Source organism: Streptosporangium sp. NPDC002721 (genome assembly GCF_042888905.1).
GTDB lineage: Bacteria > Actinomycetota > Actinomycetes > Streptosporangiales > Streptosporangiaceae > Streptosporangium.
The window spans coordinates 1-26,955 of sequence record NZ_JBIAQI010000042.1; the positions used below are offsets into that span (position 1 = coordinate 1).

The following is a 26,955-nucleotide window of genomic DNA, read 5'->3' on the forward strand; positions in this document are numbered from 1 at the left end:
TACAGAAGGTCTTCACACAATGGCCACGATGCCACCGCAATAACGTTCCGTCATCCCATCACGAAAATCTTGCCAGATCCCACTTCTCCACCAAGAGCCGCTACTACTCCACCACCCTCGGCGAGCTACGCCGGACCCGTGCCGACTACCGGGCCGCGCAAGCTCGGGTGCTCCTCGGCCTGCCCGATCCTGCCGAAGAGACCACGCTCACCCTGTCGGAGTGGCGCTACGCCGGAAGCGGCCACCGACACGGCGAACCCTTCTGGGCTGAGCTGGCTCGACAACGCATCGCGACTGCCCGCACGATCGCTAAAGAACGGGCGGCACCATGAGGCCCATTGTCACGCGGCGGGCGGTGGGGATTCGGGGGAAATCATGGATTGCAGGTGTTCGCGTGCCTGCCGTATCTCTGGGGTCGCGTTCCATTTGAGAGACGCTCGGAGTATTTCATGAGCCCGTTTGTTGACTCTCGCCGAAGCGACAAACGGGAGCGCTCGTGCCAGTTCGTTCATCCGATCGGCTGCAAAAGACGGATCGGAAGCCCTTAGTGCCGTTTGTATCTGCCGTCCCAGGTATTGCGCTCGGAAAAGCGGCGACCATTGCCCGATCGTGCTGGCTGCTTCATTCAGCAGTGTTCCAGCTTCCCCGTACTCGCGAAGGTGGCTCAGTCCTATACCGACGTCACCCGCCAAGGCGGCTTCTCCGAAGGGGGAAAGCCCTCCGACATTGAGCGCACGATCAAGCGCATTCCGGGACGCCGCTTTCTGCTCCGGTATGAGCGCCAGGGAACGCCCAAGCCTCATGCTCAAAGATGCCTGCTGGCTGCTGGTGATGTCCGGGACCTGTAGTCCTCGCTGAGCGTAGGTGACCCCTCGGGCGTGATCGCCTCGATAGAGGCTGACCCGGCTCAGGCTGTCGTACGCGCGGGCCTGGCTCTTGAAGTCCTGGGCTCGGAGTGCGAGGTCAAGCGCTATGCCGCCGGTCCGGTCGGCTTGGGCAAGCCTCCCCGCGTCGTACAGAACGAGGGTGACCTGATACATAAGCTCAGAAACCGCTTTTTGTAGAGGCCGCCCGCTGACGTCTTTCAATATTCGATCGATGTGTTGCATATGGCTTGACGCACGCGACATGAGCGGAATTCCGCCAAGCTCGTACCGGCTGCGAGCAAGTGACGTGGCCAATGTGTTCACATAATTGGCGTCTTGATAGGGATTCGCGCTAGTAGAGGGAACGAAGATAACGGATGCGGCTGCTGCCAGGAATTCCCTGCGTTCCACAGACTCCTCCACTTTGGGCGATATGCGTATTTCCCAGCCTACGCGCGCCAGTAGGTTGATGGCCTTGGCCATGCCGGTGTCCTTCTGACCTCGGGACACCTCGGAGACCCATGCCTGGGAAACACCTAGCTCACGGGCGAGATCGGTTTGGGTCCACCCTTGCTGCTCCATGATCGCTTTAAGGGCCTCTGGGAAAGTCCGCACATCCACCGAACGAGCGTATCGCTGTGAGCGATCTTTCCCCTAGCACTCCTATCGCTGTAAGCGATGCCCTTGCTGGTGCTCTCAGAAACGGGTCGGAACCATGAGGGCCCCAAAGAGCGCGCACCTGTGAGAGGAAAGGCGGGTGTTATGAGAGTGACGCAAGGCGAAACAGAGGGGCAGAGCGAAAGTCAGGGTGGCGACGAGTGCGGCGAGGTGATCACCGACGCTGCAGCGGAAAGCCAGGATAGGGCTCTGGCCGTCGTGCAACGGCTTCTCACCGAGCACGGCATTCGTGCCCACCGCCACAACACGATCAGCCTCGGACTGTACGGCAACCACGTAGACCTCCCCACCTGGCCCAACCGACCTGACTCCCGGACATGGATGAAGCGGCACCCGCCCGAACTCGCGGTGATCGGTCCCCAAGGCTGGCGCGATATCACGGTGACCGTAGGACCGCGCTCGGGGTGCTACCTGGTGTCCATTCGCAATGGTCCCGAGCTTGAAGCTGTTGGGCAGGAACAACCGGAAAAGGTGGTTGACCTGATCCTGGCTGCTCGGGAGATGTGAGCGTGTACGGCTGGGTCATCCTGGGCGATGCGGCCACGAAGAGGGTCAACGGCCAAGAGATCATCATCACTGCTGGGAAGTCGGGTGACCTCGGGGCAGCCATTAGGGCTTGGGAGGACAAGGAACGTCACCGGATGGCATACGAGCTGGGGAACCTCGGTCGCTTGGTCAATGACGCGTTGGACCGGCTACGGCAGGCCAGGGACATCTGATGGCCGCGGGGGTAGGTCATTCTCGCTGTTGGTAACCATGTCATCCGGTGGCAACCCGACCCGAAGCACAGGGCCACCAGGCCCGAGCATCGGAAGCGGGGCGGCAGAGGTGTTTCCCCACCATTTGAGCGTTCCTGATGAGCACGAGCGGAGCGGCCGGCGCAATCCGAAGGACCCCGTAGGGGCCGCGTAGCGGTTGGGCCGGTGGTCGAAGCGGGCGGCAGTGCGTTCACGGTCGGCGCGATATTCAGTACGGCGGGCGGCGGGGTCCGGCCGTCCGCACGAGTGAACGGCACGTCCCAGGCCGATGGGCTGGCGCCCTGGTCAAATGGTTGATGCGGGTCGGTGGCGTGTGATCGCTCAAGGCGGAGTTGCTGTATTCCACTGCTGTAACGGCCTTGGGTCCTGCCCCCCTGACACCGCCTGCCGCTCCCAGTCGATGAGCCGGATACCTTGGACCTTCTATACGGAGAAATGGAGACACGCCGGATGGGAGCCTGGGGTCCTGCCCTGTTCTCGGACGACTTAGCTTGCGACGTCCGTGACGACTATCGCGAGCTCATCGAAGACGGGATAACCGACGAGGACGCCCAGCGTCGCATCCTGGAGTCCTACACCGAAGTATTAGCCGATCCCGACGAGGGCCCGGTGGTCTGGCTTGCCCTCGCCGTCACGCAGTCGAAGATCGGCCGATTGGACGTGACGGTGCGCGACAGGGCGCTTTCGATTATTGAGCAGGGCGAAGACCTATCCCGCTGGGCAGATGAGGGGGCCAAGGCCCTAGCTGGTCGGCAAGCCGCCCTCCTTAAAGTTCAGGCCCAACTCACGGGCCCGCAACCGGAACGCAGGCGCCTGCGCCGCCCGTGGCGCCACGTCACCGACCTGACACCTGGAGCGGTGCTGGCATACCGGGTCCCATCTGGGGACGTTGTTCTCCTGCGTGTCGCCCGCATTGACGATGACCGGGTTGGCTGCGCCCCGATTCTCTCTCTGATGGGCTATCTGGGGGATCGGCTTCCTTCACAGCAGGAACTCGATGGGATCCCGGATGCCGTGGACGGCTCCTGCCCTTTGGGCGTCTCCATCGACGCGGTGATGAAGATGACGGTCTTCCGCGTGGCGGTACACCGAAAAAAGGACCCTGACTACCGTGACCTTGGCTTCGAGTGTCCAGCAGGTCTGGTCCGGGCGCGCCCGGGTGACGACGTGCTCAATCCGGAGGCATACACGCATTGGCAAGGGCTCGCAGAAACCATGGAATGGTACGCGGGATGCCGTTGACGGCCTCGGTGTTCAGTGCAAGCGGTGACCGCTCAACCTGCTCGAAACAGCCTCAGGTGATTCGATGGCAAGAACCCGGAACGCAGGGCCGTTAAGACCCGAGTACAGGAAGCGGCGCGGCAGCCTTGCGGAGGGATCGCCGCGCTCGCCGAGAGGCTTTCCTGGCTCAGGCGTTCGCCCGGTGAATCTGGCGTGTGGGCGGCGTGGCCGCGACCGGCCGAAGAGCCGCAGCGCGGCCAACGACCGCCCGACGCGCGCAGGCCGCCGCAGGCGGACTGCCTTGAACCAAGTAATGAAAATCCTCGCGGATCGACCCGCTAACGCGATCTCGATCATGTAACTCAGGGACCTACATGGCCGGTTGCCCAGACGTCCTGGCAGCTCAGAGTATTGATCACCTCAATGAGCCGCTACACTGAGCGCCCTCCAACGAATAGTTGCCTTTGCGGTCGAACTAGTGGTAGTTGGTGTCGAACCACTTGGTCATCTCCAGCGGCGCCACCCCCTCGGCGCCCCGCGCCATCGCGAAGTACGGATCGGCCGCCCCGGCGAACCGCTCGGGAACCGCGCCCACCAGCGCGATCGCATCCAGCACGTGGTCATACAGCGAGAAGGTGTTGGACGGCACCGCGTCCAGCCCCGCCCCCGACAGCTCCCGCCACGCCCGCTCCCGCAGACCGGCCGCCGTCTCCTGAAGGCCGGCGGCGTCAACCCGCCCGGCCCAGTAATCCTCCGTCGCCCGCTTCAACTCGCGACGGCCCCCGATACGGGGATAACCCAAAACGGTCGTGGTGACCTTGCTCATGGCGTCCTTCCCTCGGCTCATGCCATGCCGACCCACGGCCACGCGGAAGGAACGCACGGGAAAGACGCATCCCAGGCCCTCCCACGAGGCCACGGATCACCGCGCACCGGACGGCACACGGGCGGCTGGCAGGTCTTCGGACTCGCGGGCATCACACACAACTCCTACTGACCGTCGCTTCCCAGATGACACGCACCCAGTGCCGATGACGGCGTTCGTTCCCACTCACCGCTGCGGGGCAGTCCCGGAATCACACCGGGTTCCCTCTTACGACTCCCGACACCAACACGACACCGGAAGAACCAACCGCGCCCCGAGCATAACCCGCTCCTGCCGAAGAGCCCGCGCTCACCCTGTCCGAGTGGCCCCACGCCGGAAGCAGTTACCGACACGACGACCTCCTCTGGGCTGAGCTGACTCGGCAAAGTGTCGCCACTGCCTGCGAGATCGTCAGAGAACGGGTCATCGTGAAATGAAGTGCTTCGTGCCCCATAAGGACGCACTCCGGTCACCCAAAAGCCGCCTTCACTCTTCCGTACCGGATCCGGGGAAGTGACCTAGGCTTGGCCGCATGACCGACTACCTCCAGGTTTCGACCACAGTGGACAGCCGCGATGCGGCGATGAATCTTCTCAGATCTGCCGTCCGCGCGAAATTGGCAGCATCGGGCCAAGTCTTCGGGCCTGCGCAGTCCGTTTTCTGGCATGAGGGAAAAATGGGAGAAGGGGAAGAGTGGCAGATCTTCCTGAGGACAACTGCGGAGCGCTACCCGGAATTGGAAGCATATTTGATATCCGAGCATCCGTGGAACAACCCTGAAGTGACCTTCACATCGATTGACGGTGGGTCGGCTCCGTACTTGGGATGGCTGAGCAAGACGACGGCGTAGCCATGCGGTCGAAGAGTTCAGTAACGGATGGCAGCGACCTGTGATCCTCAAGTCGCTCAAGAACGGCGCCGGCGCGCTGACGCGGGCGAATTGACGCAACATCTACGGAGAGGCTCAACGACTGACTCATAACGGCGGATGCGCGTTCGATCTCCCCGGCGTCTAGATACGCTTCCGAAAGCCAGGTCATATATAGGGACTTGTCTCGGGCATGGGTGTCTTCGTACTTCGAGAGAGCATCCTCAAGAACGGCAATGGCCTTAACGGGTTGATTCAGCGCGACCCAGCACCGTCCCGTCATGATCTGAAGTTCGAGCCGGTCAACCCAGAGTGCCCAATCCGGATTCGGCTCGCCACTGCTCTCCTCAAGTGCCCTACCGGCTTCTTCGAGGGCTCTTTCGACCTCAACCTGGTATCTCTGCCCTTCAGATGCATACGCCCATGCCGCCCGCTCCAGTAGGAGTGCCCTGACCGCAGGGGGAGTCCCTCGCTCCGCAACCCGGCACGAAGCATCCGCTTCCCGAATTCCCGGAGAGCCGTAACTCACTTTCTGATAAGCCAAGAATGCCAGCGAGTTGGCAAGAAGGGCGGTGTCCCCGGCATCGGTGGCGGCCGACAGGCTTTTCTTGAAAAGCTGCCTCGCCCTCTTGGCCCATCCTGCGTCGAAGGCAGCCCATCCTGCCTGCTGTGCTTGCTCGCTGACTACGCTTAGAAGCGCTCTGCCCGTCTTCTCCGTATAACTGGCCTCGTTGACGAGTGTGCTCGTTCTCTCAAGCTCGGCAGCATAGAGAGGATAGGTTTCGGCGCCACCTAGATAATCGTCGATTCGACGTAGACGTGCGATGCGCTTGCGAAGCGAAACGACAAGCTCATCATTGACACGTCGCCCCTGAGGAAGACTCTCAAACGGTACTGGAATAGCGGCAATTCCCACAGTCGCCACGGACGCACCGAGAAATTCTCTGCGTAACACATCATCCTCCGGCTCAGTGCGTGACGTGCTTTCCGCGCCGAACAGTTCATTCTCGTCCAGGTCGAAAGCGCGACAATAAAGCAGCCGGTATGGATCCCTCGGCTTATGCCTGCCCGCTTCCCAGTCTTTGATCATGCGGGTGACGGAATCCCGTCCCGGCATACGGCTACGCGTGCGTTCGTCGGCCAGATCGGTCAACGCTCGGGCCATTTCCCGCTGAGTCCACAGCCAGTTACGCCGTTCGGCGCGTAGCCGTCGCGCCCAAGCTGGAACGTCGCGCATCGCGTTACCTCTGGAGATAGGGGTCTGCGTCTCTCCCTCAGTCTCCCCTATTCCCCTTCAGCTGAGCCTGTTACTCCTCTTCTCTCCCCTGGTCTCCCCTGTCCCGCCCTATCTCCACGTGCTGGTGGGGCGCTGTCATGGGAGGACCGCGAAAAAGCGGAACCCCCAGGCGCGGTCACGCCGTACGGGTTCCTTGATCGCACACTGGAGGTGCGACCCATGGACAACTGTAGAGCCGTCCCACCCGCCGTTGACGAGGCGACAGTGGAGAGCCAAGACAAGGCGCTGGCCGTGGTTCAGCGGCTTCTCACCGAGCGGGGAATCCGTGCTCACCGCCATCACACGATCAGCCTGGGGCTGTTCGCCAACAGGGCGGCGCCCTGGCCCGACCAGCCTCCGCTTCGGTCGTGGATGGAGCGACACCCGCCGGAGTTGACCGTGAAGGGTCCGCAGGGCTGGCGCGTAGCCACGGTGACCATGGGTCCACGCTCAGGCTGCTACCTGGTGTCCATCCGCAACGGCGCCGACCTTCAGACCGTCAGGCAGGAACAGCCGGAAAAGGTCGTTGACCTGATCCTGGCCGTTCGGGAGACGTGACCGTGTACGGCTGGGTCATCCTGGGCGATGCGGCCACGAAGCGCGTCAACGGCCAAGAGATCATCATCAGTGCCGGTAAGTCGGGAAACCTTGGGGCGGCCATCAAGGCTTGGGAGGACAAGGAACGTCACCGGATGGTGCACGAGCTGGGAAACCTCGGTCGCCTGGTCAACGAGGCGTTGGACCGGCTACGGCAGGCCAGGGACACGTGATGGCGGCTCGGGTAGGTCACTCTCGCTGTTGGTGACCATGTCATCCGGTGGCAACCCGACCCGAAGCACAGGGCCGTCAGGCCCGCGCATCGGAAGCGGGGCAGCAGAGGTGTCACTCCTACCATTCGGGCGTTTCTGATGGATACGAGCGGAGCGGCCGACGCGATCCGAAGGACCCCGTAGGGGCCGCGTAGCGGTTGGGCCGGTGGTCGGAGCGGGCGGCAGCGCGTTCACGGTCGGCGCGGTGTTCGGTACGGCGGGCGGACTGGTGCGGCGGGGTCCGGCCGTCCGCACCGGGCGGGCGCGGGACGGGACCGGCCTCCAGGCCGCATGCCCGGCCCCGATGTCCGTCCGGCGCGGACGGGCGTGCCGCGCCGGACGACGGCGCGGAGCACTGACGCTCTAATGATGCAGATGAACCTGTGGCCTCTTCATCCCGAAGCAATCAGAGTGTGATCGAGGTTGAACCGTCAGCACGAACACCTACGAAGCGGTTCGCAGAAAACCACTGAAGTTCACTACGGTTCTCCAGGTGGCGCTACCCTCGGTGATGTAACACCATTGGGCCCAGTCGAAAATATCCGACTACAGCCTAGTGCGATCACGGTAATCACCTAGGCAATGGAGATTTCCCTATGGCTACGATCAACGCTATCAAACCGAAGCGCATGAGCACATTAAGAATATTTACAACAACCATTCTATGCGCGACACTTGTTATTTCAGGTTGCGGCCTATTACATACAACTCTGAAGGTAGACCCAGCCACTGTAGCCGAAGTGCGGGCTATCGGCAAGGTAATCGCACACACTACAACGAGTGGCACCTGGGAAGACACTACCCAGGTGGACGATTTTTTACTGGTTGATCTTGGAGCTGTCGACTACGAGGCAGCACGCAATAAGGCGCGCAATCAGCTGCAAGGGATTGGCTGGAAAACCTCAGGTAGCGGCCACCTCTGGATTCACATGAAGTCGACAAAGTGGGCAAATACCGTTCTAAAAATTGACTCGTTTGAGAATTACGAGGCGCATGGCGAACCCCTAGAGTCAAAAGTAGAAAAGGCTCTAATGACTGAACCCGCCAAGACTCAAACATATATAATTCTGACATTAACTCGCACAGCATAACGCCACTGCTCCATGGAAGTTAAGACAAAAGCACGTTTTTGCAAGGGCGCGTCCAATCAAACACCGTTCTTCTGATCACCTCGCACGCTGTCGACCCATCGCGTAGGGGAAGCCGGTCTACTGGGCCTGTCCGGGTCGATGGCGGGCAAGATGATCAGATTCCCCCCTGTCATCCCACTGATCCGCCCGAAGCGCGGTGATCACCTTAGGACCTGAGCACCTCCGCTGAAAGTGTGATCCAGCCTCCGCTGGCTGCGCGGGTGCGTTTCGCAGCAGACCGTACCCGTGACGACCTTCGATCGGTTCACGTTGTTCGTCGTGGCGGCCCGGCGCGTGAGCGGCGCTGGCCGCGCCCCCGGCCGGAGAGCCGCAGCGCGGCTAGCGACCGCCCGACGCGCGCAGGCCGCCGCAGACGGACTGCCTTGAACCAAGTAACGAAAATCCTCGCGGATCGACCCGCTAACGCGATCTCGATCATGTAACTCAGGGACCTACATGGCCGGTTGCCCAGACGTCCTGGCAGCTCAGAGTATTGATCACCTCAATGAGCCGCTACACTGAGCGCCCTCCAACGAATAGTTGCCTTTGCGGTCGAACTAGTGATAGTTGGTGTCGAACCACTTGGTCATCTCCAGCGGCGCCACCCCCTCTGCGCCCCGCGCCATCGCGAAGTACGGATCGGCCACCCCGGCGAACCGCTCCGGCACCGCACCCACCAGGGCGACGGTGTCCAAAACGTGGTCGTACAGGGAAAACGTGTCGGACGGCACCGCGTCCAGCCCCGCCTCCGACAGTTCCCGCCACACCCCTTGCCGCAACCCCGCGGCCGCCTCCTGCAAGCCGGCGGCATCGACGCGCCCGGCCCAGTAATCCTCCGTCGCCCGCTTCAACTCGCGACGGCCCCCGATACGCGGGCATCACACACAATCCCTACTGACCGTCGCTTCCCAGGTGACACACACCCAGTGCCGATGACGGCGTTCGTTCCCACTCACCGCTGCGGGGCAGTCCCGGACTCACACCGGGTTCCCTCTTACGACTCCCGACACCGAAAACGACACCGGAAGAACCAACCGCACCACGAACACATGCCAAACACCGCCCCCCTCCAGCAGACCGACCAGCCGGCCGGGGATCCCGCCAGTGACAAGCCGGCAGCACAGGCGATCTCCTCGGCCTGCCCCATCCTGCCGAAGCGACCACCATCACCCTGATTACCAGCGTTGTGTCTCCGACGGGAATCAGTCATGTCGAGAGCCGCACACCCCTGGCGCACCTTCCTTCCCCTCTGCTTAGGGCCGCCTACGTGGCAGACCTGGCGGAACGGGGTCATGACACGGTTCGGCAGCCGGCTGGTCATGCTCTGGAATCCGGCCCGGGCGGGAAGAGTTCGCAATCGTTTCGTCACCAAGTGGATCACCGGAACAGGCCGTCCAGGTTTACAGTGCCTCCAGTCAAGGGGGCGCGATGAAGTTCGGGATACTAGGTCCGCTGACGGTGTGGCAAGAGGGTGAGCAGCTCGATCTCGGCACGCCCAAGGCGCGGGTGCTGCTGGCGGTTCTGCTGTGCCGAGCGGGTAATCCTGTTTCGGAAGATCAACTGGCTTCGGCACTGTGGGGGAACACCCCTCCGAAGAGCGCCACCAAGAACATGCAGACCTACGTCCACCGGCTCCGGCGGCACCTGGGCGACCCGGCTCGCGTCGTGCGGCACGGCTCCGGCTATCTGGTGCCGGTGGTCCGGGACGAGCTGGATGCGGCGAGGTTCGAGAACCTGGCCGGCTCAGGGCAGGCGGTGGAGGCTGCCGGTGAACCGGAGGAAGCGACTCACCGCCTGCACGAGGCGCTGAGTCTCTGGCGCGGGCCCGCGTTCGTCGGCATGACCGATGTCCCGATGCTGGCCGCGGAGGCCACGCGGCTGGACGAGGTCCGCCTGTCGGTCTTGCAGTCGCGGATCGCCGTGGACCTGAGGCTGGGACGCCACGCCGGGCTGTTGGGCGAGCTGACCGCGCTCACCAACGAGTATCCGCTGCGGGAGCGGCTGCGCGCGCAGCTGATGCTGGCTCTGTACCGCTGTGGCCGGCGGGCGGACGCGCTCGCCGAATACGCGCGTGCCCGCAAGACCCTGATCGAGGAGACCGGTCTGGACCCGGCCGAAGAGCTGCGCGACATGCATCAGAGAATCCTCACTCAGGACCCCTCACTCGACCTCGTTCCTCGCGTCATGGCGACGATCACGGGCGCCCCTGTGGGGCCGGGCCCGTACAGGCCGGCCCACCGTGACACTCCTGCGCGCCTGTCGGACGAACCGGGCGTCGAGCCGAGCGAGCACATGCGTGCCCTGTCCGCCGACCGTCCCGTCCCTGCCACGGCCTCGACGCCTGAACCTCAAGCGGCCCCCACCCCCGCCGAGTTGCCGCCGGACATCGCGGATTTCACGGGCAGGGACGGCGAGGTGGCAGAACTCACCGACGTCCTCACCAAGCCGCGGCCGGGCACCGTCGCCATGGCCAGCATCGCGGGCCTGGGGGGCCTGGGCAAGACCACGCTCGCCGTACACGTCGCGCACCGGATCGCGGGCCGCTTCCCCGACGGCCAGCTCTACGCGGACCTGCGCGGTGCCTCCGCCGACCCTGCCCGCCCGGAGGACGTGCTCAGCCGGTTCCTGTTCGCACTGGGCATCAGCGCCACCGGCATACCCGAATCCCTGGAAGAACGCGTGGCGTTCTTCCGGAGCTGCCTGGCCGGACGCAGAATACTCATCCTGCTCGACAATGTCGCCGGAGAGGAGCAGGTACGGCCGCTCCTGCCCGGGGCCCCCGGCACGGCCGTGCTCCTCACCGGACGTGTCCGGCTGGTCGGTCTCGAGGGCACGAACCTGCTGGAACTCGACGTCCTGCCGTCGGCCCAGGCGATGGACCTGCTGAGAAGGATCGTCGGGGACGAACGCGTCCAGGACGACCCGGACGCGGCTCTGGAGATCACCCGGCTGTGCGGCCGGGTTCCGCTGGCGGTCCGCATCTCGGCGGCCAGGCTCCTCGGCAGAAGGCAGTGGAGTCTGTCCCACCTCGCCGGTGTCCTTGGGGAGGAACGGCACCGGCTGGACGAACTCGTGGCGGGCGACCTCGACATCCGCGCGGGATTCGAGATGAGCTACCGGACGCTTCCCGCGGGTGCGCAGCGGGCCTTCCGGCTGGCCGGACTGCTCGACGCGCCCGATTTCGCCCCCTGGGCGATGGCGGCCCTCCTGGACGTGCCGGTACGGCAGGCGGAACACGAGATCGAAACCCTGATCGACGCTCATCTGCTGAACCTAACCGGGACGGACGAGACGGGCGGGCTCAGGTATCGGTTCCACGACCTGATCCGGTTGTACGCGCGTGAGCGGGCGCAGCGCGAGGATTCCGAGTCCGAGCGCCGGGCCGCGCTCGGGCGGGCCCTGGGGGCGTGGCTGGCGCTGGCGGAGGTCGCGGCGGAGCACGTCCAGGGCCCCTGCTACGCGCTCATGCACAGCTCTGCTCCGCGCTGGCGGCTGCCGGCGGCGGTTTCCGGCCCGCTGCTGGCCGATCCGATGGCCTGGTTCGGCGCGGAGCACGCCGCGCTGATGGCGGGGGTCGCCCAGGCGTGCGAGGCGCGCCTGACCCAGCTCGCATGGGATCTCGCGGGGTCCACCGAGACGTACCTCAACGTGCGTGGCTTGTACGACGGCTGGCAGCGCATGCACGAGCAGGCGCTCGCGCTCTGCCGGGAGGCCAGCGACAAGCGCGGCGAGGCCGTGCTGATGCGCGGCCTCCTGGAGGTCACCACCTGGAGCTCACCGGCGGGTCCCGGACCGGCGATGACACGGATGCGGACCGGCGCTTCGCAGCTCCTCGATCTGTTCACCATGCTGGACGATCCGGTCGGAATGGCCGACGCCCTGGCGACCCTGGCCTGGAGCATGACGGCCGACGGAAACGGTGGTGCACAAGCGCTCGCCCTGGCGGAGCACGCTCTGCGGACGGCCGCCGACGCGAACTACCTCGGCGGCCAGGCGCGGGCCTACCACGTGATGGCGATCATCTACGGCGAGGACGACCCTCAAGGGGCGCTCAAGGTCCTGGAGCAGGCGACGAAGGTCGCCGAGGCGCTCGGCAACGCTCACTACACCACGACGATCACCCAGTTCCTCGGTGCGGCGAAATCGTTCTGCGGTGACATCACGGGCGGCCAGGAACTGCTGGAGAGCTCCTTGGGAATGGCACGGCGGTTGAACTACCGCTATCTGGAGACGTTCTCGCTGCTCTACCTCTCGAAACTGTTCGCCGCGGTCGGGGACGAGCGGGCCAGGGCGACCGCCGAACTTACGCTGGCCCACAGCGAGGACGGCAACTTCGGCCATTATCTCGCCGACGCGCTCAGCGTGCTCGGGCAGTTGAACCTGGCCGAAGGAGACCTGCCCGCCGCCGTCGCCACCCTCGAACGCTCGGTCCGGGTGTGGCGGACCCGCGGCTCGATCCCCTACCTGGCGCGGACGCTCCGCGCCCTCGGCGACGCCCACGCCGCCGCCGGCGACCACCGTACGGCCAGAGCCGTCTGGGAGGAGGCCCGTGAACTGTTCCGCGGGATCTCGCACGAGAACGGCGTGAGAACGCTGGACTCCCGCCTCGGGTGAAGGGCGGCCAGGCTCTCGGCGACACTCGCCGTGGGCGACCGCCATCAGACGGCCGGCGGTCTCGGAGAGCCGGGTGCCGCCTGCCGAGGATCAGGATCTGACAATGTCCGTGCCCTCTTCGGGACCGTCACACTCCATCGCGGGCAGGGCCGAGACCCGGGTTTCGAACCGGCGGTGCCGTCGAGCTCAAGTGACCGGGCGTATTCCGCGCGTATTCCACAGTGCGACCGCCGGGTGCAACGATCACTCCAACGAACTCCGGCCCGTCAGAGGGATTCGAGCATGACGAATCCTCGTTAGAGGCCATATTTCGCCCTTTAATACCAGGCGCCCCGAAGGGTTGATCTCCGTCCGAGAAGGAGGAACGATGAATCCGCTCAAAACGGTCACCGTCGGCGTCGCTGTCGCGGTAGCGAGTGTCATCCTCGCACAGCCGGCCTTGGCGGCGAGCTTTCAACGGGAGGTCGGAGACGGAATCGTCCGCTACGCCGACCCCACCAACGAGTTGTGCGTCCGGGCGGACGACACCACAGGAACGGCCTGGGTGGAGGTGACCCTGACCCGCCCAGGTGTGATCGGAAGACCCATCGTCATCAGAGACGACAACATCCGGCACCCGGGCGCCACCTGTGCGGTACTCACCGCCTTCGAGGACGTCACCTACCGGGCCGATTACGAGAGCTACTGGAGCGGGCGAGGCACCGTCCTGCGCGGGACGTTCCAATTCGGGATCTGACGCTCGGACAGGGCCCTCCACGCCGTCAATTGCAGTTCTCATCTCGATTCACCAGGAGGCGACATCTCGCACGTCCTCCGATCGCGAAGGGTTTTCCATGAACAAATGCATAAGGGTCGCCCTCGTGGCAACGATCGCCGCGGGATCCCTGTTCGTCGGAGCGCTGCCGGCACAGGCCGCCAACCGTGACAACTGCCGCGGGCAGGTCTCCGGCATCTCCACGAGCGGCTCTGCCGTCGTCGCCTCGTACGTCGTCGTATGCAACCGGGTCCAGAACCGCATCATCGTCTCGGCGGACGTCAACCGCCACAACAACCCGATGAAAACCGCGCGCAAGACGAAGGTCTGTAACAACGCCACCAGGTGTAGCGTCCATCCACGGATCTCCAATCCCGCCGGCAGGCAGTTGTTCTCCGGAGCGGTCTTCGCCGCGATCGCCGCGCGAGGTAGCTACATAGCAGGATGTGGGTATGTGGAAGGGGTGCTGGACGGGGGCCTGGCCCTGGACGCGATCATGACCTGCAGAGCCTCGGACGAGTTCCACTGACCGACCCACTCGCTGACGTCGCGCTGAGGGCCGCGACGCGTTGCGCCGTCCAAGGCCGGTAAGTCGGAGGGCGGATCCTGCGGCACCGACCGGTCGCCGCACGACTGCTGGTCGTGGTGTTCTTCCACATGCCGCTGAAGATGGTGCTCGCCCCGTACGTGCGACCCCACCTCGGCGTGATCGTGTTCGGCCTGGGCGACCTGGTGTGGGCGCCGTTCACGCCTATCGCCCACAGCTTCCCGCAGTCGTGTGTCGAGCCGGAGGAGCAGCAGGTCGTCACCCTCTGGACGACCGGCTCGACGCCGACCACGCGCGGGCCGCCGATCGAGCCGGCCGGGAGCACCGGAGAGCCCGTGCTCTCCGGTGCTCCCGGTCATGCCGCCGCTCCCGATCGCGGTTCTCGCGGTACTCGGAAAAGGTCAGGCCGAGAAGTGAGCTCAGCGCTTTGCGATGTTGTACTGGATGGTGTACTGCCGCGCTCCGCAGCAGCCGGGGTGACTCGGGTTGGGAGTCCGGATCCAGAGCTGCCCGAGGTTGCTGCGGCCCTGCACTCGGACCGTCCTCATGACCGAATACGCCTTGGAGCCGCCGTCGCAGATCTTGCCGTATGTACCCCGCTGGGCCTTCCAGTCGTTCGCGTTCGCGAGGTAAAGATCCGGAAAGATGCATTCGCCCCTGGGGAAGCCGTTCTCGCGGATCACGATGGACCGCAGCTGCGCGGACTTGGAGGACTTGTAGGCCCAGGTGGTGGTCACCTTGATCGGGTACTGCCGGCCACGGTGGTCCTTGATCGCGACATGGGTGATCACGGACTGGATCGGCTTGACTCGCTTGACGTAGCTGATTCTTTGGTCGGGCGCGGCGTGCGCAGCGGGCGCCATGAACAGCCCGGCTCCGAGGGTGGCGGTGAGAGCCACTCCGATCGTGGGAAGCCGGAGTCGCGTGAGGGGTCGCACTGGTTCTCCTTTGCCATGCGAGGCATTCCTGGACAGATGATCATCTGGCCGTTCGGAAGATACTTTCGAGGAGCGCGGTAAGACCGAAGAGTGAACGTCGAACCGGGTGAGGGTGGAGCCGGTCGGCTGCGCGGGCGCCGAGCACGTGACCCTCGCACATCCGCATCTCCGTGCCGCCCCGGCAACGACGCCAACCGAAACGCAGAGAACAGACCCAACGCCTGCGATCCTCTTCTGCTTTCCGGTTATTTAAACCCCTTTCTTTCCAGACGTTTTTCAAGTTTTGTTCCGACCGAACTCTATATGACCTCGGTATATTCAGAGAATATGATCGGCATACAGGCGCTGGATTTCTCAGGGCCCTGCGCACCAGGTAACAACGGCGCGGACATGGTCGGACCCGCACCTGGATCAACGAGTGAAATCCAATCTCGACTGAATCCGCACCTGGTCCTACGGCAGGTTCAAGCAGGCCTGCCGCGAGCCGGTGAACTGGGAGGTCGGCCGGCCGTTCCTTTCCGAACCCACGGTGGCCGTGCCTCCCGACGTCAAGGTGGCCCGAATTAAAACCGTGTCTCATTTGGCGAGTAAGCGGTAGCGGATGAGGGCGGCGAAGGAGCCGAAGTCATTGGATCGGCGTTCGTAGCGGCGATGTAATCGGCGGGTGCCGGTCAGCCAGGAGGAAGGGCCGTTCCACCGCCCAGCGGTGCCGGCCGAGTCGCTGGAAGGGAACAACGGAGGCCGCGCACGCGTACCTTCGTGCTGACCATTCGACACAAACACGCGCGAAGGAGCCCGTCAGGTGACCAGCACTCTGACCTTGCAAGCACTGCGGCGACTGAGGACCACCCCTGGCGGGCAGCTCGACTGCCGGATCAGCTTCTCCGACGGACCAGGACCTTCGCGGCCGGTCGCTTATGTGGAACGCGAGGTGCTGCCCAACGGCATATCCGCCTACCTTGCGGCTCGGAAGAGCGGAGCCCGCTCCTTCGTCCTGTGGGCGGACGAGCATCGCCAGGCGCGGGTCGCCACCCTGGTCACCGTCTCCACGGGCAGCGGGCGGGCACAGTTCGAGGTGCTCGACCCGCACGGCGAACCGCTCGGCATGTTCACGCGTGACAAGGCGTTCAGCCAGGGACTGCGCACACGCTGGACTGTGAGCCGCGCCGGCAGCCCCGACGCGGTGGGATACAAGGGCCGACTGTTCTGGTGGTGCGTGTGGTGGCTCTGCTCGCCCCTGCTGCCGCTCATCCTCGTGGCCGCCCTGTTCGGCGGCGGCGGTGGCGACTTCCCGCGAGGCCCACGCCGCATCAAGTGGCGCTCCGGCGGACAGGTCCCGCTTGAGTTCAAGTCGTCCGGGGACACGGTACGTCTGTACGCACCGGAGCTGGACTGGCGGCTCGGAGCCGCCCTCGTGGCCCTAATTCCCTCCTTCGACAGCTGGATCGGCGACCCCTGGGACAGCAGGAAGGACTGACGGGCAGGCGGCGCGCCCGTGATGCGGCGGCGGGAGACGCGAACGGTGGATTCGGAGCGCGGAGGCCGTGTGATCAGGATCTCGGCGAAGGGCCGGCCCGGGACGTGCGCCGGTGGAGGGTGTCCCGCGCCACGGGGTGCTCGCCGCCCCCCGCGTGCATGTGCTTCGTCAGGATGTCGGCGATCTCCTCGCCGGGGTAGCGGCTGTCGAGAAGGTCGTGGATGCCCCCGCGTGAACACCTTCTCCTCCTTACTGCCTGGATATCATCGCCGACCAGACCGGCCTGCCCATCTCGGTCGCGATCAGCGCCGCCAATACCCCCGACAGCAAGGTGTTGGAACCGCTCGTGCGTGGCACCCCGCCGATCCGTTCCCGGCGCGGGCCACGTCGCCGCCGTCCGGCCAAGCTGCACGGCGACAAGGGGTATGACTACCCGCACCTGCGCGTGTTCCCGCGCGGACGCGGAATCGTCCCACGCATCGCCCGGCGCGGCATCGAGTCCAGCCGGCGACACAGCCGGCACCGCTGGGTGGTCGGGCGAACGCGTCGGCAATCGCCGATTACACCGCCGCTACGAACGCCGGGCCGATCACTTCGGTTCCTTCGTCGCCCTCGCCGCCGCCCTCATTTGCTACCGCCGACTCGCCACATGAGACGACGTCCAGGGCCTACGCTCAAGTAGGTGCCGGCACCGGATTTCGTGAAAACTTCAACACACATGTGTTCCGACATCCGGCAGTCGTGCGGGTGGTGTGCCACTTCAGGAACAACACTCGGACGAGGGTAACGCCAGCAAAGATCAAAGTGTTTTATACGAGTGGTTTCGAGTTGAGGAAGACCGCCACTTAGGATGAAAAACACTCCCGGTACGATGGGCCGAGCCGGCACGCGGGACTCTGTCGGAGATATGCTTTCCGCGTGGCCTGCCGTGGCTGGTGATGCTCTTGTCTTGTCTGAGATTGTTCACATGGTGGCGTTGGCGCGTGACCGATGCCGGCCGCGACCGGCCGAAGAGCCGCAGCGCGGCCAGTGACCGCCCGACGCGCGGAGGGCCGCAGAGCGGACCACCTTCGACCATGTGATGAGAATCCTCGCGATCGACCCTCTGAAGCTTTATGGACCCTCTGAAGCTTTACACGCTCGTCAAAGCAATCTCGATCATGTAATTCAGAGACCTACATGGCCGGTTGCCCAGACGTCCTGGCAGCTCAGAGTATTGATCGCCTCAATGAGCCAGGCGTACGGCGTGGCTCAGGCCTGGCTGAAGGCTTTCGCCTGCTTGACGGAGGGGCCCGCCCTCTGCGCCAAGATGATCACTGCGTCATCCCCCGGCGGTTCAGTTGAGGTCGCCTTACGCCACGTCTCCGCGAACTCCGAAGGGTTCTGCTGACAGAGGTTGCGGAGGAGCGTTATTGCCACGCGGCCGAGATAAGGAAGAGCCCGCTCTACAGCGATCTGAATGCCTTCCACAATTAATGCAAGGCCCTCCTCAAGTTGTTTCGATTCATTTGGCAACTGGCCATTGACAACGCGGCTGGTGGCCACGTCCACCGAGTGGGTCGCGGGGTTGGCATGAGCAAGCGTGCGCCTGACGTCCTTCGAACGCCGACTACCGGCGACCGGGCTCGCGCTCGACATGCGGCCGAGGGTCTGCCTCCCCTTGCGGTAAGCGGCGTGACCGGTTGCCGCGATCCATCACCGTGGCCGCGACCGTCGACGGCCTACGCCGGTGTCGAGATGAACCGTCGATTCGACATACTCGAATCCCCGATGAGGAATCCGCCGATCAGCCAGGAAAGTCCACGAATCGAAACCCTTGACAAGGTGTCTCGCATTTATCAAGGCTGTGATCAGGTACCAAATCGAAGAGGATTCGAGTTATTCGAATGGCGACGACAGAAATGCCGACGATGAGGAAGTCGTCAAGTACGACCAAGGCGTTCGAGCCCCTGGAGACGGTGGCGTCCGAGTGAACCGAATCAGCGCACATCGGCACCCGTGACGGGGGCCGCGCCTCACGCGCGGCCCCGAGGCTCGGAGCGGCACGAACGGACGCCTTGCTCAACGAAGAAGGAAGCGCAATGAGAGCAACAACTCGCAATCGCAGACGTCGCTCGGCCGTGGCGGCCCTGAGCGTGGTCACCCTGGGGGCGTCTCTGCTCCTCGCCGCGACACCGACCGCCGCAACGTCGGCCGCCGCGACATCGGCCGCCGCGGACGAGCCCAGCGCCTCGATCGTCTTGGGCGAGGTCAACGAGGAGAACGGTCTCCGCCAGATCGAGGAGGGTGACGGCGCGACCGCACCCGTGACGGTCGGCGGGCGGAGCGCACGCAAGACCGTGCAGACCTCGGCACCGGCGCAGCACATGTACTTCCAGGTCGACGACGCGGTCGCCTTCGACGGCGCGTTCGTCGCGTGCCTGCAGGTCGAGTACTTCGACGAGGGCGGGGCCACGTTCCGCGTCCAGTACGACTCGACCGGCAGCGCGTACGGCTCGACGGGGTCGGTGAACCGCACCGGGTCGAACACGTGGAAGACGGCGGGCTTCGAGCTGATGGACGCCCGGTTCGCCAACCGCGAGAACGGCGGCGCCGACTTCCGCGTCGAGGCGGGCACGGCCGGGGTGACCTTCCACAGCGTGAAGTTGACGATCATCCAGGACGACGACGGCGTGACCCCGCCGTGCGCGGCCGCCGATCCCGACCCGGAACCCACCCCCGTCCGCTGGCGGCTCAAATATGACGAGCCGTTCAACAAGAAGATCCGCACCGAGGCCAGCCCGTGGGTGCGCGACGACTACAGCGAGCCGGTCGACGACTTCAACGACGACAACGGCGACCTCTACCGCCTTCAGCTCGGTCCGAAGTTCGACGCGGCGATGGCGACCATGCGGACCTACCGTCAGGAGACCGAGTTCGGCCGGGACGGCTGGCTCACGGCGTCCCTCTCCACACGCGAGAGCGGCGGGCGGGTCGACGACAGCTATACCGACACCGCCGAACGTCCGTCGATCAAGACGGAGAAGCTGGAGACCGCGGGCGCCGTCGCCAAGATCACCGTGCCTCACTACACAGGTGGCGCGATCATCCGCAACACCGAGCCGCTGCCGAAGTACTACCGCATCGAGTACGACCTCAAGACGCTCGACTTCGGCGGCTTGCGTAACGGCTCGCTGTTCTACGACGGCAAGTACAACGGGTACGCCCTCGGGGAGTGCAAGACGTTCTACCCCTGGGTCGGCGACCCGAACGACATCGACCCGGCCGACCCCTGCGCCACCCGCTCCGTGCGGGAGGACAGCAACGAGGCGTACAACGCGTTCCACTTCATGTCGATCCTGGACTTCCCGGCGATGCCCCGGAACCTGGCGATGTACCACTGGCACCGCAAGGTGCTCATGGACCAGTTCAGCCCGGCCCCGTCCCGGAACACGAACGGCTACGACGTCTGCAACTCGCTGACCGGTGAGAAGTACCCCTGGGACACGAGCAACCGCACCACGGTGAACATGCTCTACTTCACGGGTTCGCTCGGCCAGTCGCAGACGTTCGTGACGAGCTGCGACCGCCGGCCGGTTTCCGGCGTGCAGAAGTCGGCCGTGGAACTGCAGCCCGAGCTGATGCCCCACAAGGACTACACGTTCGCCATCGAGCGCACCGAGGCGGGTTACACGCTCGAGGTGAGCGGCGTCTTCAAGAACGTCGGCAAGCAGACCTACCGGTTCACCCGGGGCTTCATCGACGACGACGCCGGCGTGGTCGGGGCGAACGTCCCGATCTTCCACTACAACGTGGACGCCGAGGAGTACAACGGCCAGTTCAACACCTCGCACACCGCGCAGGGCGCGTTCGGCTCCAAGACGTGGGGCAACCAGTGGCCGGCCGGCTCGGCCTACCCCGACTACTTCGTCATCGGTGAGCCGTACACGAACGTCGGTGAGGGCCAGGCCCGCATCGACAACATCCGGCTGTACGTGCCGAAGAAGTAGGCACGGGAAGGTCGCGGTCTAACTGACGCGGCCGCGCCCCCGGGACCTCAGACCGCACCCGGGGGCGCGGCCCGCGCTCCGAATTCACGCGATGGCGTCCAGGTACGCTTCCGAAAGCCAGGTCGTATGGAGGGACTTGTCTCGGGCGTGGGTGTCCTCGTATTCCGAGAGGGCATCCTCAAGAACGGCGACGGCCTTAACGGGTCGATTCAGCGCGACCCAGCACCGTCCCGTCATGATCTGAGGTTCGAGCCGGTCAACCCGGAGTGCCCAACCCGGGTTCGGCTCACCACTGCTCTCCTCAAGCGCCCTGCCGGCTTCCTCAAGGGCTCTTTCGGCCTCAATCTGGTATCTCTGCCTTTCAGAGGCGTACGCCCATGCCGCCCGCTCCAGCAGGAGTGCCCTGACCGCAGGGGGAGCCCCTCGCTCCGCCACCCGGCACGAAGGATCCGCTTCCTGAACCCCCGGAGAGCCGTAAGTCACTTTCCGATAAGCCGGGAACGCCGGCGGCGGGGTCCGGCCGTCCGCGCCGGGCGGGCGCGGGACGGGACCGGCCCCGAGGCCGCATGCCCGGTCCCGATGTCCGTCCGGCGCGGACGGGCGCGCCGCGCCGGACGACGGCGCGGAGCACTGCCGCCTTGACGATGCAGATGAACCTGTGACCTCTATTCCTTCGTGATCACAGATGACGGCAACGGACAGTTCACACTAAACGGCACCCAGCGGGCAAATTACATATTTACGGCTATATGCCAGACTTCGGAAATCAACCGTGAAATGGATAAAATCCAATCATTCCCGACAGTCTAACACGGTCATCCGCCCATCGTTCTGGGCGGACGGAACTCCGTCCGGTCAGGCGGGCAGGACGTTCTCCGCGAAAGCGCCTTGCATGTTCCCGCGCTCCTCGAAGACGAACACGATGTACGTCTCGAAGTATTCGCTGCCCTGCCCCGCGACGCGTCCGATTCCGACTTTGGTGCTGGACTTCCAGACGAGCTGGGTGAAGTGGCCGGCGCCGGCCGAGAACTGGGCCGCGGCGAAATCGTAGGCGCCGATCTCGCTGTACCAGCGGTTGACCGCGTCCGATCCCGGCAGAGCTTCGGAGCCACCGCCCCAGAAGATGTTCTCCCCCGTCTGCGGGCGCAGATCGGCGTGACCCGCCTTGAGTTTCTCCTGCTCGGAGCGGGAGGCCGCCCGCGCCTGGGCGTAGGCGTTGAGCTCGGGGTCCATGACCAGCGGCGGGGCGTGGTGCTTGGCGCGGAAGGCGTTCGCCTCGGCGAGGGCCTCTTCCTGGAATTCAGGGGTGGTGGCGTCGGGGAGGGCGGGGCGGGTTCCCGGCATGGGTCATCTCCCAAATGGCGCTCTGAGCGCCCTCTGGCATCACGATCACTGTTAATCGCGATTTCTCGCCCAATCTTTAACCGCATCCCACATGTCCGTCAAATATCCATTTGAGAATGAATCCGAATTGGGATAACCGTAATAGATTCGCATGGCGCGATATGATATGTCGCTCCTCAAGCGAACCATCAGAAAAATACGCGCGAGAAAGAACACCTGGGCGGAGAGCGAGGCGAGAAGACCTCGAATCCGCGCATCGGGAACGCCGCGCATCCGCACCCGATCACGCCACTTCGATACCCGCTTATTGGGTGATAAGAGGTCTTGAGTGGAACACGACAGCGTGTGCCCGGCAATCCTTATGGCCGCTTTCGGTCACTTAGGGCTCTTCGGGATGCGCCGTCCGTCACATCCACCGGGGATTCCGCGGATGAGCGACAGACGATCGCCGCTCGCGGCCGTGGCCCGACCGGGCTTCGACGACTCCATCGGACACACCGCGACGGGTCGGCCCGAAGAGTTGGAAATCGGTCCGGTCATCTCATCCGGAAGTCGCGTTCACTCCTCCGCACCGGATCCGGAGAGGTGATCCAAGCCTGACCGCGTAACCGGCCACCTTCGGCGTCTTACCGCCGTTCTCGGGTTCTGACACTTTGTTCGTCGTGTCCACCGACCTACCGGCCGAAACACCGAGCACGCCTCAGGAGTCTTCGCGATCTCCTGGGCCCTTCCCGCCCTTTGCGCCGGCTCCCGTCCGGTCGCGCCGAACGGCCGGTCGTGTGTCCCGGACCAGCGGCTACGTCCTCGCCCTGGTCGTCCACCTTCTGGCACCGGCCTTCCTCGTCACCGGCGTGTACCTGGTCACCCGCCTGACGGTGGTCGGCATCCTGTTCGCCCTCCTGGCCCACGAGATGGCCCACTCCCGGAACGGCGACGCCAGACACGGCCTCGTCGTCGGCAGTGCCCTGCACTCGCTCCACGAGCTCCGCGTCGTCACCGGCTTCGGGTGGCAACCCGGTGACGGTGTGTCCGCCCTCATCACCGCGTGCCTCCTCGCGATCCTGGGCATTCCCGTCCGCGTCCTGATCTTCCTGCTGGAACTCCTGCTGAACCGCTCCTCCCAGCACGCCGAGTACCGTGCTGACGAGATGCAAGCCCAGGTGGCCGGCTCCGCGGCCGCCGCTTCGCTGCTGGACGTCCTGATCACCCGGACGCACTCGGTCAGCGGCTTCCTCGCATCCAGCGCGGTGGCCGTCGGAACCGGGAACCTGTGGACGGCTCTCCGGTCCCATCTGGACGCCGTCACCGAAACCGAGCTCGAACGACACCGCGAGCTTGCCCGCGTCGAGAAGACGGGGGTCGACACGACCCATCCGCCGACGTACCTGCGTATACGGCGCGTGCCGGCACTGCCGTACCTGACGCCCAGGGTGTCCGCCGCGGGATCGGAGCAGATCGAAGGGGAGCTCGACAAGGCGGCCGGACGCGTGGCGCGGCGTTTGAGGGAGATGCCCAGTCCGCCCGCTATCGGTGAACCTGACGGGCAAGAATCCGCCGACCGTCACCAACGCGGCGAAGCACTCCCCGGGCGCACCGGTCGGCATCCGCCTCACCGTGGAGGGCGACGCCCAGCTGGTCACCGTGGCCACGGCGGGGGACGCGGGCGAGGACACCGGCGGCTGGTCCGGGCTGGCCCGGCTGGAACGGCGCGTGCGGGCCCTCAACGGCGAGCTGTCGGTCCGCGGTGCCGACGGCACACGCGTGACGTTCGCCCGCATCCCCTTCCCCGGCTCGTCGTACGACAACGCGCCGCCGGCAGACGACGCGCCGGCCCGGCGGCCCGGCGCCGCCACGCTGCGCTGGGTGCTCTTGCCGGCGCTCGGCGCCGTCTGCGTGCTGCTCGCCTTCCACACCTGGGCGACGTACGCGACGGTGGTCGAACGGGACCGGTTCGCCGGCCTGGCGGCCGGACAGCCGGTCGCCTCCGCGAGGGACCTGCCGCAACGGCAGGCGCCGGTCCGTCTTCTCATCCCGGCCGACCCGATCCCCGCGTCCTGGCGTTGCCGCTACTTCACCGACGGGAACTTCCCACTGGGCATCGCCACGTTCCAGATCTGCGACGACGGTGAAACCCTCACCCGCGTGCACGACCTGCGCAGAGGGCCCTGGCGATGATCCGGGTGCTCGTCGTGGACGACGATCCCGACGTCCGGGCCGGACTCCGGACGATCCTGACCAGCGACGGTTCGGTACAGCTCGTGGGCGAGGCGGCCGACGGGCACCAAGCCGTGGAACAGGTGGACCGCTGCGTACCGGACGTCGTCCTGCTCGACATCCGGATGCCCCGCGGTGACGGCCTCACGGCCGCGGCCGAGATCCGCCGCCGGTGGCCGGGGCAGCGCATCATCGTGCTCACGACCTTCGGAGAGACCGAATACGTCCGTCGCGCCATAAGTCTGGGGGTGAACCGGGTTCCTCCTGAAGGTAGGGGATCCGCGCGACCTGCTCGCCGGTCTGCGGCCGGTCATGGTGGGCGGGGCGTGCCTGGCGCCGACCGTCGCCGCCATGGTCATCGGCGATGCCCGGTCGGCCGCGGACCGGCGCGAGGTCGTGAACACCGCCGGGCGGATCCTCGCGAGCCTGCCCCCACGGGAACGCGACGTCCTCTACCTGGTCGCCGAAGGACACTCCAACGCGGAGATCGGGGAAACGCTGCACCTCAGCGAAGCAACGGTCAAGGGCTACCTGAGCTCGGCCTTCGCACGGCTCGGCGTGCGAAACCGGGTCGAGGCGGCCTTGCTCGTCTGGCAGGCCAGGTGAGGCGGCGGGTGAGGTTCCCCCGAGGCGGGCCGGCTGATCTGGACCACCGACGTCCTGCCGCACGCGCTCGCGGCCGAGATCCGGATTCGCGTCGAACGCGGCGCGGTGGAGATGAAGCGGGCGATCGAAGCGGCGGCAGGCGACTGAACCGCCGACCGGCACGCCGATCACCTCTGCGCCTACACCCCGTATCCGGCTCTGGCGGGACGCCCCGGGCTGCCTTCGCTAGAGGGTGTTAACCTGGGGAAACGCGCGGAGCGCGAGCGGGGGTGATGCCGATGACAAGTGCCCGGCAGCTCAAGGACAAGATCATTGAAGCCTTCAACGAGCACGATGTGGAGGGCATCGTGCGCCACTTCGCCCGGGAGGCCATCATGGTCTCGCCCACGGGGATCATAGAGGGGCGAGAGCAGGTCAGCTGGTACTACGCGCACCTGTTCGAGGGGTTTCCGGACATGAGGTTCACCGCCTGGAACAAACCCATGCTCGACGATCCGGCGGTCACCGAGTACATGCTCACCGGCACGCACAACGGGCCCTTCCTGCTCGCCAACGGCCACGTGCTGCAGGCCACGGGCCGGCACATCGCGGTGCGCGGCGTCGCGGTGGCCAGCATCGAGAACGGGTTGATCGTCACCGACCGTGACTACTACGACCAGCTGGAGTGGTACACCCAGCTCGGCCTGCCGGTCGCGGTGAACGCTCCGCTCTGACCTCTCTCCGGCAGGTGCCGCGGATCCGCCGCACCGGCCCTGTCGTACGACACCGGTCCTGCCGTACGACCGCGGACGCGGCGCGAGCGCGTCTGGGCACGCCGCGTGCGTGGAGCCCGCCGGACGGGGGCGAGCCGACGAGGGTCACTTCCCGGTCGTGCCGGGTTTCCCGCTGACGGACTCCTGGTAGATGTCCGCGTAGGTGCGCGAGTCCTTGACCAGGTCGTCGCAGAAGGCGGCGACGTCGTCGCCGATGAGTTCCAGGACTCCCTTGCCGGTCGCGGCGCCCTCCTCGAAGAAGTCGACGATCCCCGGGAGCAGGGACCCGTCGAGCAGGTCGACCGGTCCGATCTTGAAGAAGTATCTCTGGATCTCCTTGTAGACGATCTGGTAGTCCGGCGGGAGCGCCCTGACCCGCGCCGTGTGCGCCCGCCACTGCTTCTTGCCCTCGATGATGTCCCGGATGCCCACGTCAGCCTCCCAGCCGGTTCAGTTTCCTCGCGACGTTCCTGTTCAACTGCTCGCGCCACCGGTCGCGATAGGTCCGGCCACCTTCCTCGCCGGCCAGCGCCGCGCAGAAGCCCTTGATGTCGTCACCCAGCACCTCGTGGACGCTCTGCCCGTCGGCCGCCGTCTCTTCGAGCAGCCCCAGAGCGCCGTCGAGGATCGGCATCAGGTTCCGGCCCGTGAAGTCCCCGTAGGGAAAGAGGTGGGCCTTGATCTCCTCCCAGGCCGCCCGGTAGTCGGCCGGCAGTGCCCCGGCCCGGACCTCGAACGCCTTCCATTCCCTGGTGAGATCACTGCCCGTGATGGTCTCCCAGAAGCTCATCTCCCGCCCTCCTTGAGCTTGTCGATCCGTGATGTGACGTACTCCCATTTCGCCCAGAACGTCGCGAGCTGGTCGCGTCCCGCGTCGTTGAGCGCGTAGAACTTGCGGGGCGGGCCCACCCCGGAGGGTCGTTTCGTCACCTGGACGAGCCCGTTCTTCTCCAGCCGCAGCAAGATGGTGTACACCGTCCCCTCGACGACGTCGGTGAAGCCGAGTTCGTTCAGCCGGCGCGTGATGGCGTACCCGTAGGTCTCCTCGCTGGCGATGATCTCCAGCACGCAGCCCTCGAGCGTGCCCTTCAGCATCTCCGTCAGGTCGTCCATCGCGGGTCCTTTTCGCTCTTCCTACTACTCCGTAGCACCGAGTACCACTACACAGTATCACAAAGTAGTGAACCGCCGTCCAGCGAGTGGCGAGCGCGGACCATGGGAAACGATCCGAACCGACGTGGGCCGCCCC

General features: G+C 65.3%; 27 protein-coding genes, 4 pseudogenes and 2 riboswitches. Of the genes and pseudogenes, 19 read left to right on the plus strand and 12 right to left on the minus strand.

The window, feature by feature from the left end; translation table 11 throughout:
- Positions 1–332, plus strand: a 332-nt coding sequence (locus ACFYWM_RS40055; RefSeq protein WP_389925599.1) for a replication initiator, incomplete at its 5' end; no start/stop codon positions are given.
- A gap of 9 nt (positions 333–341) precedes the next feature.
- On the opposite strand, the gene ACFYWM_RS40060 is transcribed toward ACFYWM_RS40055, so the two are convergent.
- Positions 342–1,487 carry a helix-turn-helix domain-containing protein gene (locus ACFYWM_RS40060; protein ID WP_389925602.1) on the minus strand — a complete coding sequence of 382 codons (1,146 nt, stop codon included), beginning with the start codon at positions 1,485–1,487 and terminating at the stop codon, positions 342–344.
- 141 nt (positions 1,488–1,628) lie between these two features.
- Between ACFYWM_RS40060 and ACFYWM_RS40065 the strand changes: the two genes are divergently transcribed.
- The 3 genes from ACFYWM_RS40065 to ACFYWM_RS40075 all read left to right on the plus strand — a co-directional run bounded on the left by ACFYWM_RS40065 (position 1,629) and on the right by ACFYWM_RS40075 (position 3,544).
- Entirely contained in the window at positions 1,629–2,051 is a 423-nt protein-coding gene (locus ACFYWM_RS40065) for a hypothetical protein (protein ID WP_389925605.1), read from the plus strand.
- Between the two features lie 2 nt (positions 2,052–2,053).
- A complete protein-coding gene (locus ACFYWM_RS40070; RefSeq protein ID WP_389925608.1) occupies positions 2,054–2,263 on the plus strand; it encodes a hypothetical protein in 210 nt (69 codons plus the stop codon).
- 489 nt (positions 2,264–2,752) lie between these two features.
- A complete protein-coding gene (locus tag ACFYWM_RS40075) occupies positions 2,753–3,544 on the plus strand; it encodes a hypothetical protein (RefSeq protein WP_389925610.1) in 792 nt (263 codons plus the stop codon).
- 454 nt (positions 3,545–3,998) lie between these two features.
- On the opposite strand, the gene ACFYWM_RS40080 is transcribed toward ACFYWM_RS40075, so the two are convergent.
- Positions 3,999–4,349, minus strand: a complete 351-nt coding sequence (locus ACFYWM_RS40080) for a hypothetical protein (RefSeq protein WP_389925613.1) — start codon at positions 4,347–4,349, stop codon at positions 3,999–4,001.
- A gap of 109 nt (positions 4,350–4,458) precedes the next feature.
- A riboswitch (cobalamin riboswitch) is annotated at positions 4,459–4,651 on the minus strand.
- Positions 4,652–4,920: 269 nt separating this feature from the next.
- Here ACFYWM_RS40080 and cutA point away from each other — a divergent pair.
- Positions 4,921–5,238, plus strand: a complete 318-nt coding sequence (gene cutA, locus ACFYWM_RS40085; protein ID WP_389925616.1) for a divalent-cation tolerance protein CutA — start codon at positions 4,921–4,923, stop codon at positions 5,236–5,238.
- Here cutA and ACFYWM_RS40090 read toward each other — a convergent pair.
- A complete protein-coding gene (locus ACFYWM_RS40090; protein ID WP_389925619.1) occupies positions 5,177–6,346 on the minus strand; it encodes a hypothetical protein in 1,170 nt (389 codons plus the stop codon). The genes cutA and ACFYWM_RS40090 overlap by 62 nt on opposite strands.
- A gap of 366 nt (positions 6,347–6,712) precedes the next feature.
- Between ACFYWM_RS40090 and ACFYWM_RS40095 the strand changes: the two genes are divergently transcribed.
- The 3 genes from ACFYWM_RS40095 (at position 6,713) to ACFYWM_RS40105 (ending at position 8,432) form a co-directional block, all read left to right on the plus strand.
- Positions 6,713–7,090, plus strand: coding sequence for a hypothetical protein (locus ACFYWM_RS40095; RefSeq protein WP_389925622.1), 378 nt, complete (start codon positions 6,713–6,715; stop codon positions 7,088–7,090).
- Between the two features lie 2 nt (positions 7,091–7,092).
- Positions 7,093–7,302: a hypothetical protein gene (locus ACFYWM_RS40100; RefSeq protein WP_389925625.1), complete on the plus strand. Its 210-nt coding sequence runs from the start codon at positions 7,093–7,095 to the stop codon at positions 7,300–7,302.
- A gap of 635 nt (positions 7,303–7,937) precedes the next feature.
- Entirely contained in the window at positions 7,938–8,432 is a 495-nt protein-coding gene (locus tag ACFYWM_RS40105) for a hypothetical protein (protein ID WP_389925628.1), read from the plus strand.
- A gap of 596 nt (positions 8,433–9,028) precedes the next feature.
- Here ACFYWM_RS40105 and ACFYWM_RS40110 read toward each other — a convergent pair.
- The gene (locus ACFYWM_RS40110) at positions 9,029–9,340 is read right to left on the minus strand and encodes a hypothetical protein (RefSeq protein ID WP_389925781.1); all 312 of its coding nucleotides are present in this window, start codon (positions 9,338–9,340) and stop codon (positions 9,029–9,031) included.
- Positions 9,309–9,501, minus strand: a riboswitch (cobalamin riboswitch). (Overlaps the previous gene by 32 nt.)
- Before the next feature lie 398 nt (positions 9,502–9,899).
- On the opposite strand from ACFYWM_RS40110, the gene ACFYWM_RS40115 reads away from it, so the two are divergent.
- The 3 genes from ACFYWM_RS40115 to ACFYWM_RS40125 all read left to right on the plus strand — a co-directional run bounded on the left by ACFYWM_RS40115 (position 9,900) and on the right by ACFYWM_RS40125 (position 14,368).
- Positions 9,900–13,085: a BTAD domain-containing putative transcriptional regulator gene (locus tag ACFYWM_RS40115; protein ID WP_389925631.1), complete on the plus strand. Its 3,186-nt coding sequence runs from the start codon at positions 9,900–9,902 to the stop codon at positions 13,083–13,085.
- 367 nt (positions 13,086–13,452) lie between these two features.
- Positions 13,453–13,821 carry a hypothetical protein gene (locus ACFYWM_RS40120; RefSeq protein WP_389925634.1) on the plus strand — a complete coding sequence of 123 codons (369 nt, stop codon included), beginning with the start codon at positions 13,453–13,455 and terminating at the stop codon, positions 13,819–13,821.
- Positions 13,822–13,945: 124 nt separating this feature from the next.
- On the plus strand, positions 13,946–14,368 hold the full coding sequence (locus ACFYWM_RS40125) for a hypothetical protein (RefSeq protein ID WP_389925637.1): 423 nt from the start codon (positions 13,946–13,948) through the stop codon (positions 14,366–14,368).
- 437 nt (positions 14,369–14,805) lie between these two features.
- On the opposite strand, the gene ACFYWM_RS40130 is transcribed toward ACFYWM_RS40125, so the two are convergent.
- Together ACFYWM_RS40130 and ACFYWM_RS40135 are read right to left on the minus strand one after the other, a co-directional pair.
- A complete protein-coding gene (locus ACFYWM_RS40130) occupies positions 14,806–15,324 on the minus strand; it encodes a hypothetical protein (protein WP_389925640.1) in 519 nt (172 codons plus the stop codon).
- Positions 15,325–15,900: 576 nt separating this feature from the next.
- Positions 15,901–16,048: pseudogene (locus ACFYWM_RS40135) on the minus strand (IS5/IS1182 family transposase); the annotation flags it as partial.
- A 78-nt stretch (positions 16,049–16,126) separates the two neighbouring features.
- Here ACFYWM_RS40135 and ACFYWM_RS40140 point away from each other — a divergent pair.
- A complete protein-coding gene (locus ACFYWM_RS40140) occupies positions 16,127–16,801 on the plus strand; it encodes a hypothetical protein (RefSeq protein WP_389925643.1) in 675 nt (224 codons plus the stop codon).
- A 271-nt stretch (positions 16,802–17,072) separates the two neighbouring features.
- Positions 17,073–17,454 (plus strand): annotated as a pseudogene (locus ACFYWM_RS40145) (transposase); the annotation flags it as partial.
- Between the two features lie 598 nt (positions 17,455–18,052).
- On the opposite strand, the gene ACFYWM_RS40150 reads toward ACFYWM_RS40145, so the two are convergent.
- Positions 18,053–18,439: a hypothetical protein gene (locus tag ACFYWM_RS40150; protein WP_389925645.1), complete on the minus strand. Its 387-nt coding sequence runs from the start codon at positions 18,437–18,439 to the stop codon at positions 18,053–18,055.
- Positions 18,440–18,882: 443 nt separating this feature from the next.
- On the opposite strand from ACFYWM_RS40150, the gene ACFYWM_RS40155 reads away from it, so the two are divergent.
- Positions 18,883–20,790, plus strand: a complete 1,908-nt coding sequence (locus ACFYWM_RS40155; RefSeq protein ID WP_389925648.1) for a hypothetical protein — start codon at positions 18,883–18,885, stop codon at positions 20,788–20,790.
- An 84-nt stretch (positions 20,791–20,874) separates the two neighbouring features.
- On the opposite strand, the gene ACFYWM_RS40160 is transcribed toward ACFYWM_RS40155, so the two are convergent.
- Positions 20,875–21,225, minus strand: a complete 351-nt coding sequence (locus ACFYWM_RS40160) for a hypothetical protein (protein WP_389925650.1) — start codon at positions 21,223–21,225, stop codon at positions 20,875–20,877.
- A 420-nt stretch (positions 21,226–21,645) separates the two neighbouring features.
- The gene (locus ACFYWM_RS40165; protein WP_389925653.1) at positions 21,646–22,134 is read right to left on the minus strand and encodes a CAP family protein; all 489 of its coding nucleotides are present in this window, start codon (positions 22,132–22,134) and stop codon (positions 21,646–21,648) included.
- Positions 22,135–23,045: 911 nt separating this feature from the next.
- Between ACFYWM_RS40165 and ACFYWM_RS40170 the strand changes: the two are divergent.
- The 5 genes and pseudogenes from ACFYWM_RS40170 to ACFYWM_RS40190 all read left to right on the plus strand — a co-directional run.
- Positions 23,046–23,477: pseudogene (locus ACFYWM_RS40170) on the plus strand (hypothetical protein); the annotation flags it as partial.
- A 187-nt stretch (positions 23,478–23,664) separates the two neighbouring features.
- Complete coding sequence (locus ACFYWM_RS40175) at positions 23,665–24,309, plus strand: hypothetical protein (protein ID WP_389925789.1); 645 nt, start codon at positions 23,665–23,667, stop codon at positions 24,307–24,309.
- Positions 24,306–24,545, plus strand: a pseudogene (locus ACFYWM_RS40180) (response regulator transcription factor); the annotation flags it as partial. The gene ACFYWM_RS40175 and the pseudogene ACFYWM_RS40180, both read left to right, overlap by 4 nt.
- A gap of 154 nt (positions 24,546–24,699) precedes the next feature.
- On the plus strand, positions 24,700–24,954 hold the full coding sequence (locus ACFYWM_RS40185) for a response regulator transcription factor (RefSeq protein WP_389925656.1): 255 nt from the start codon (positions 24,700–24,702) through the stop codon (positions 24,952–24,954).
- Between the two features lie 278 nt (positions 24,955–25,232).
- Positions 25,233–25,667, plus strand: a complete 435-nt coding sequence (locus tag ACFYWM_RS40190; protein ID WP_389925659.1) for an ester cyclase — start codon at positions 25,233–25,235, stop codon at positions 25,665–25,667.
- Positions 25,668–25,811: 144 nt separating this feature from the next.
- On the opposite strand, the gene ACFYWM_RS40195 is transcribed toward ACFYWM_RS40190, so the two are convergent.
- The 3 genes from ACFYWM_RS40195 to ACFYWM_RS40205 are packed head-to-tail and all read right to left on the minus strand — an operon-like array spanning position 25,812 to position 26,819.
- Complete coding sequence (locus ACFYWM_RS40195) at positions 25,812–26,138, minus strand: DUF1048 domain-containing protein (RefSeq protein WP_389925661.1); 327 nt, start codon at positions 26,136–26,138, stop codon at positions 25,812–25,814.
- A gap of 1 nt (position 26,139) precedes the next feature.
- Positions 26,140–26,496 carry a DUF1048 domain-containing protein gene (locus ACFYWM_RS40200; protein WP_389925663.1) on the minus strand — a complete coding sequence of 119 codons (357 nt, stop codon included), beginning with the start codon at positions 26,494–26,496 and terminating at the stop codon, positions 26,140–26,142.
- On the minus strand, positions 26,493–26,819 hold the full coding sequence (locus tag ACFYWM_RS40205; RefSeq protein ID WP_389925666.1) for a PadR family transcriptional regulator: 327 nt from the start codon (positions 26,817–26,819) through the stop codon (positions 26,493–26,495). Before ACFYWM_RS40205 ends, ACFYWM_RS40200 begins: the two co-directional genes overlap by 4 nt.
- Between the last annotated feature and the right edge of the window lie 136 nt (positions 26,820–26,955).

What these genes read in the sequence shown, in the direction of transcription:
- ACFYWM_RS40080 (WP_389925613.1), bottom strand. Translation starts at nt 4,349, where the DNA reads ATGAGCAAGGTCACCACGACCGTTTTGGGTTATCCCCGTATCGGGGGC.
- ACFYWM_RS40115 (WP_389925631.1), top strand. Translation starts at nt 9,900, where the DNA reads ATGAAGTTCGGGATACTAGGTCCGCTGACGGTGTGGCAAGAGGGTGAG.
- cutA (WP_389925616.1), top strand. Translation starts at nt 4,921, where the DNA reads ATGACCGACTACCTCCAGGTTTCGACCACAGTGGACAGCCGCGATGCG.
- ACFYWM_RS40190 (WP_389925659.1), top strand. Translation starts at nt 25,233, where the DNA reads ATGACAAGTGCCCGGCAGCTCAAGGACAAGATCATTGAAGCCTTCAAC.
- ACFYWM_RS40155 (WP_389925648.1), top strand. Translation starts at nt 18,883, where the DNA reads ATGAGAGCAACAACTCGCAATCGCAGACGTCGCTCGGCCGTGGCGGCC.
- ACFYWM_RS40165 (WP_389925653.1), bottom strand. Translation starts at nt 22,134, where the DNA reads ATGCCGGGAACCCGCCCCGCCCTCCCCGACGCCACCACCCCTGAATTC.
- ACFYWM_RS40120 (WP_389925634.1), top strand. Translation starts at nt 13,453, where the DNA reads ATGAATCCGCTCAAAACGGTCACCGTCGGCGTCGCTGTCGCGGTAGCG.
- ACFYWM_RS40185 (WP_389925656.1), top strand. Translation starts at nt 24,700, where the DNA reads ATGGTCATCGGCGATGCCCGGTCGGCCGCGGACCGGCGCGAGGTCGTG.
- ACFYWM_RS40205 (WP_389925666.1), bottom strand. Translation starts at nt 26,819, where the DNA reads ATGGACGACCTGACGGAGATGCTGAAGGGCACGCTCGAGGGCTGCGTG.
- ACFYWM_RS40150 (WP_389925645.1), bottom strand. Translation starts at nt 18,439, where the DNA reads ATGTCGAGCGCGAGCCCGGTCGCCGGTAGTCGGCGTTCGAAGGACGTC.
- ACFYWM_RS40090 (WP_389925619.1), bottom strand. Translation starts at nt 6,346, where the DNA reads ATGATCAAAGACTGGGAAGCGGGCAGGCATAAGCCGAGGGATCCATAC.
- ACFYWM_RS40065 (WP_389925605.1), top strand. Translation starts at nt 1,629, where the DNA reads ATGAGAGTGACGCAAGGCGAAACAGAGGGGCAGAGCGAAAGTCAGGGT.
- ACFYWM_RS40095 (WP_389925622.1), top strand. Translation starts at nt 6,713, where the DNA reads ATGGACAACTGTAGAGCCGTCCCACCCGCCGTTGACGAGGCGACAGTG.
- ACFYWM_RS40200 (WP_389925663.1), bottom strand. Translation starts at nt 26,496, where the DNA reads ATGAGCTTCTGGGAGACCATCACGGGCAGTGATCTCACCAGGGAATGG.
- ACFYWM_RS40105 (WP_389925628.1), top strand. Translation starts at nt 7,938, where the DNA reads ATGGCTACGATCAACGCTATCAAACCGAAGCGCATGAGCACATTAAGA.
- ACFYWM_RS40075 (WP_389925610.1), top strand. Translation starts at nt 2,753, where the DNA reads ATGGGAGCCTGGGGTCCTGCCCTGTTCTCGGACGACTTAGCTTGCGAC.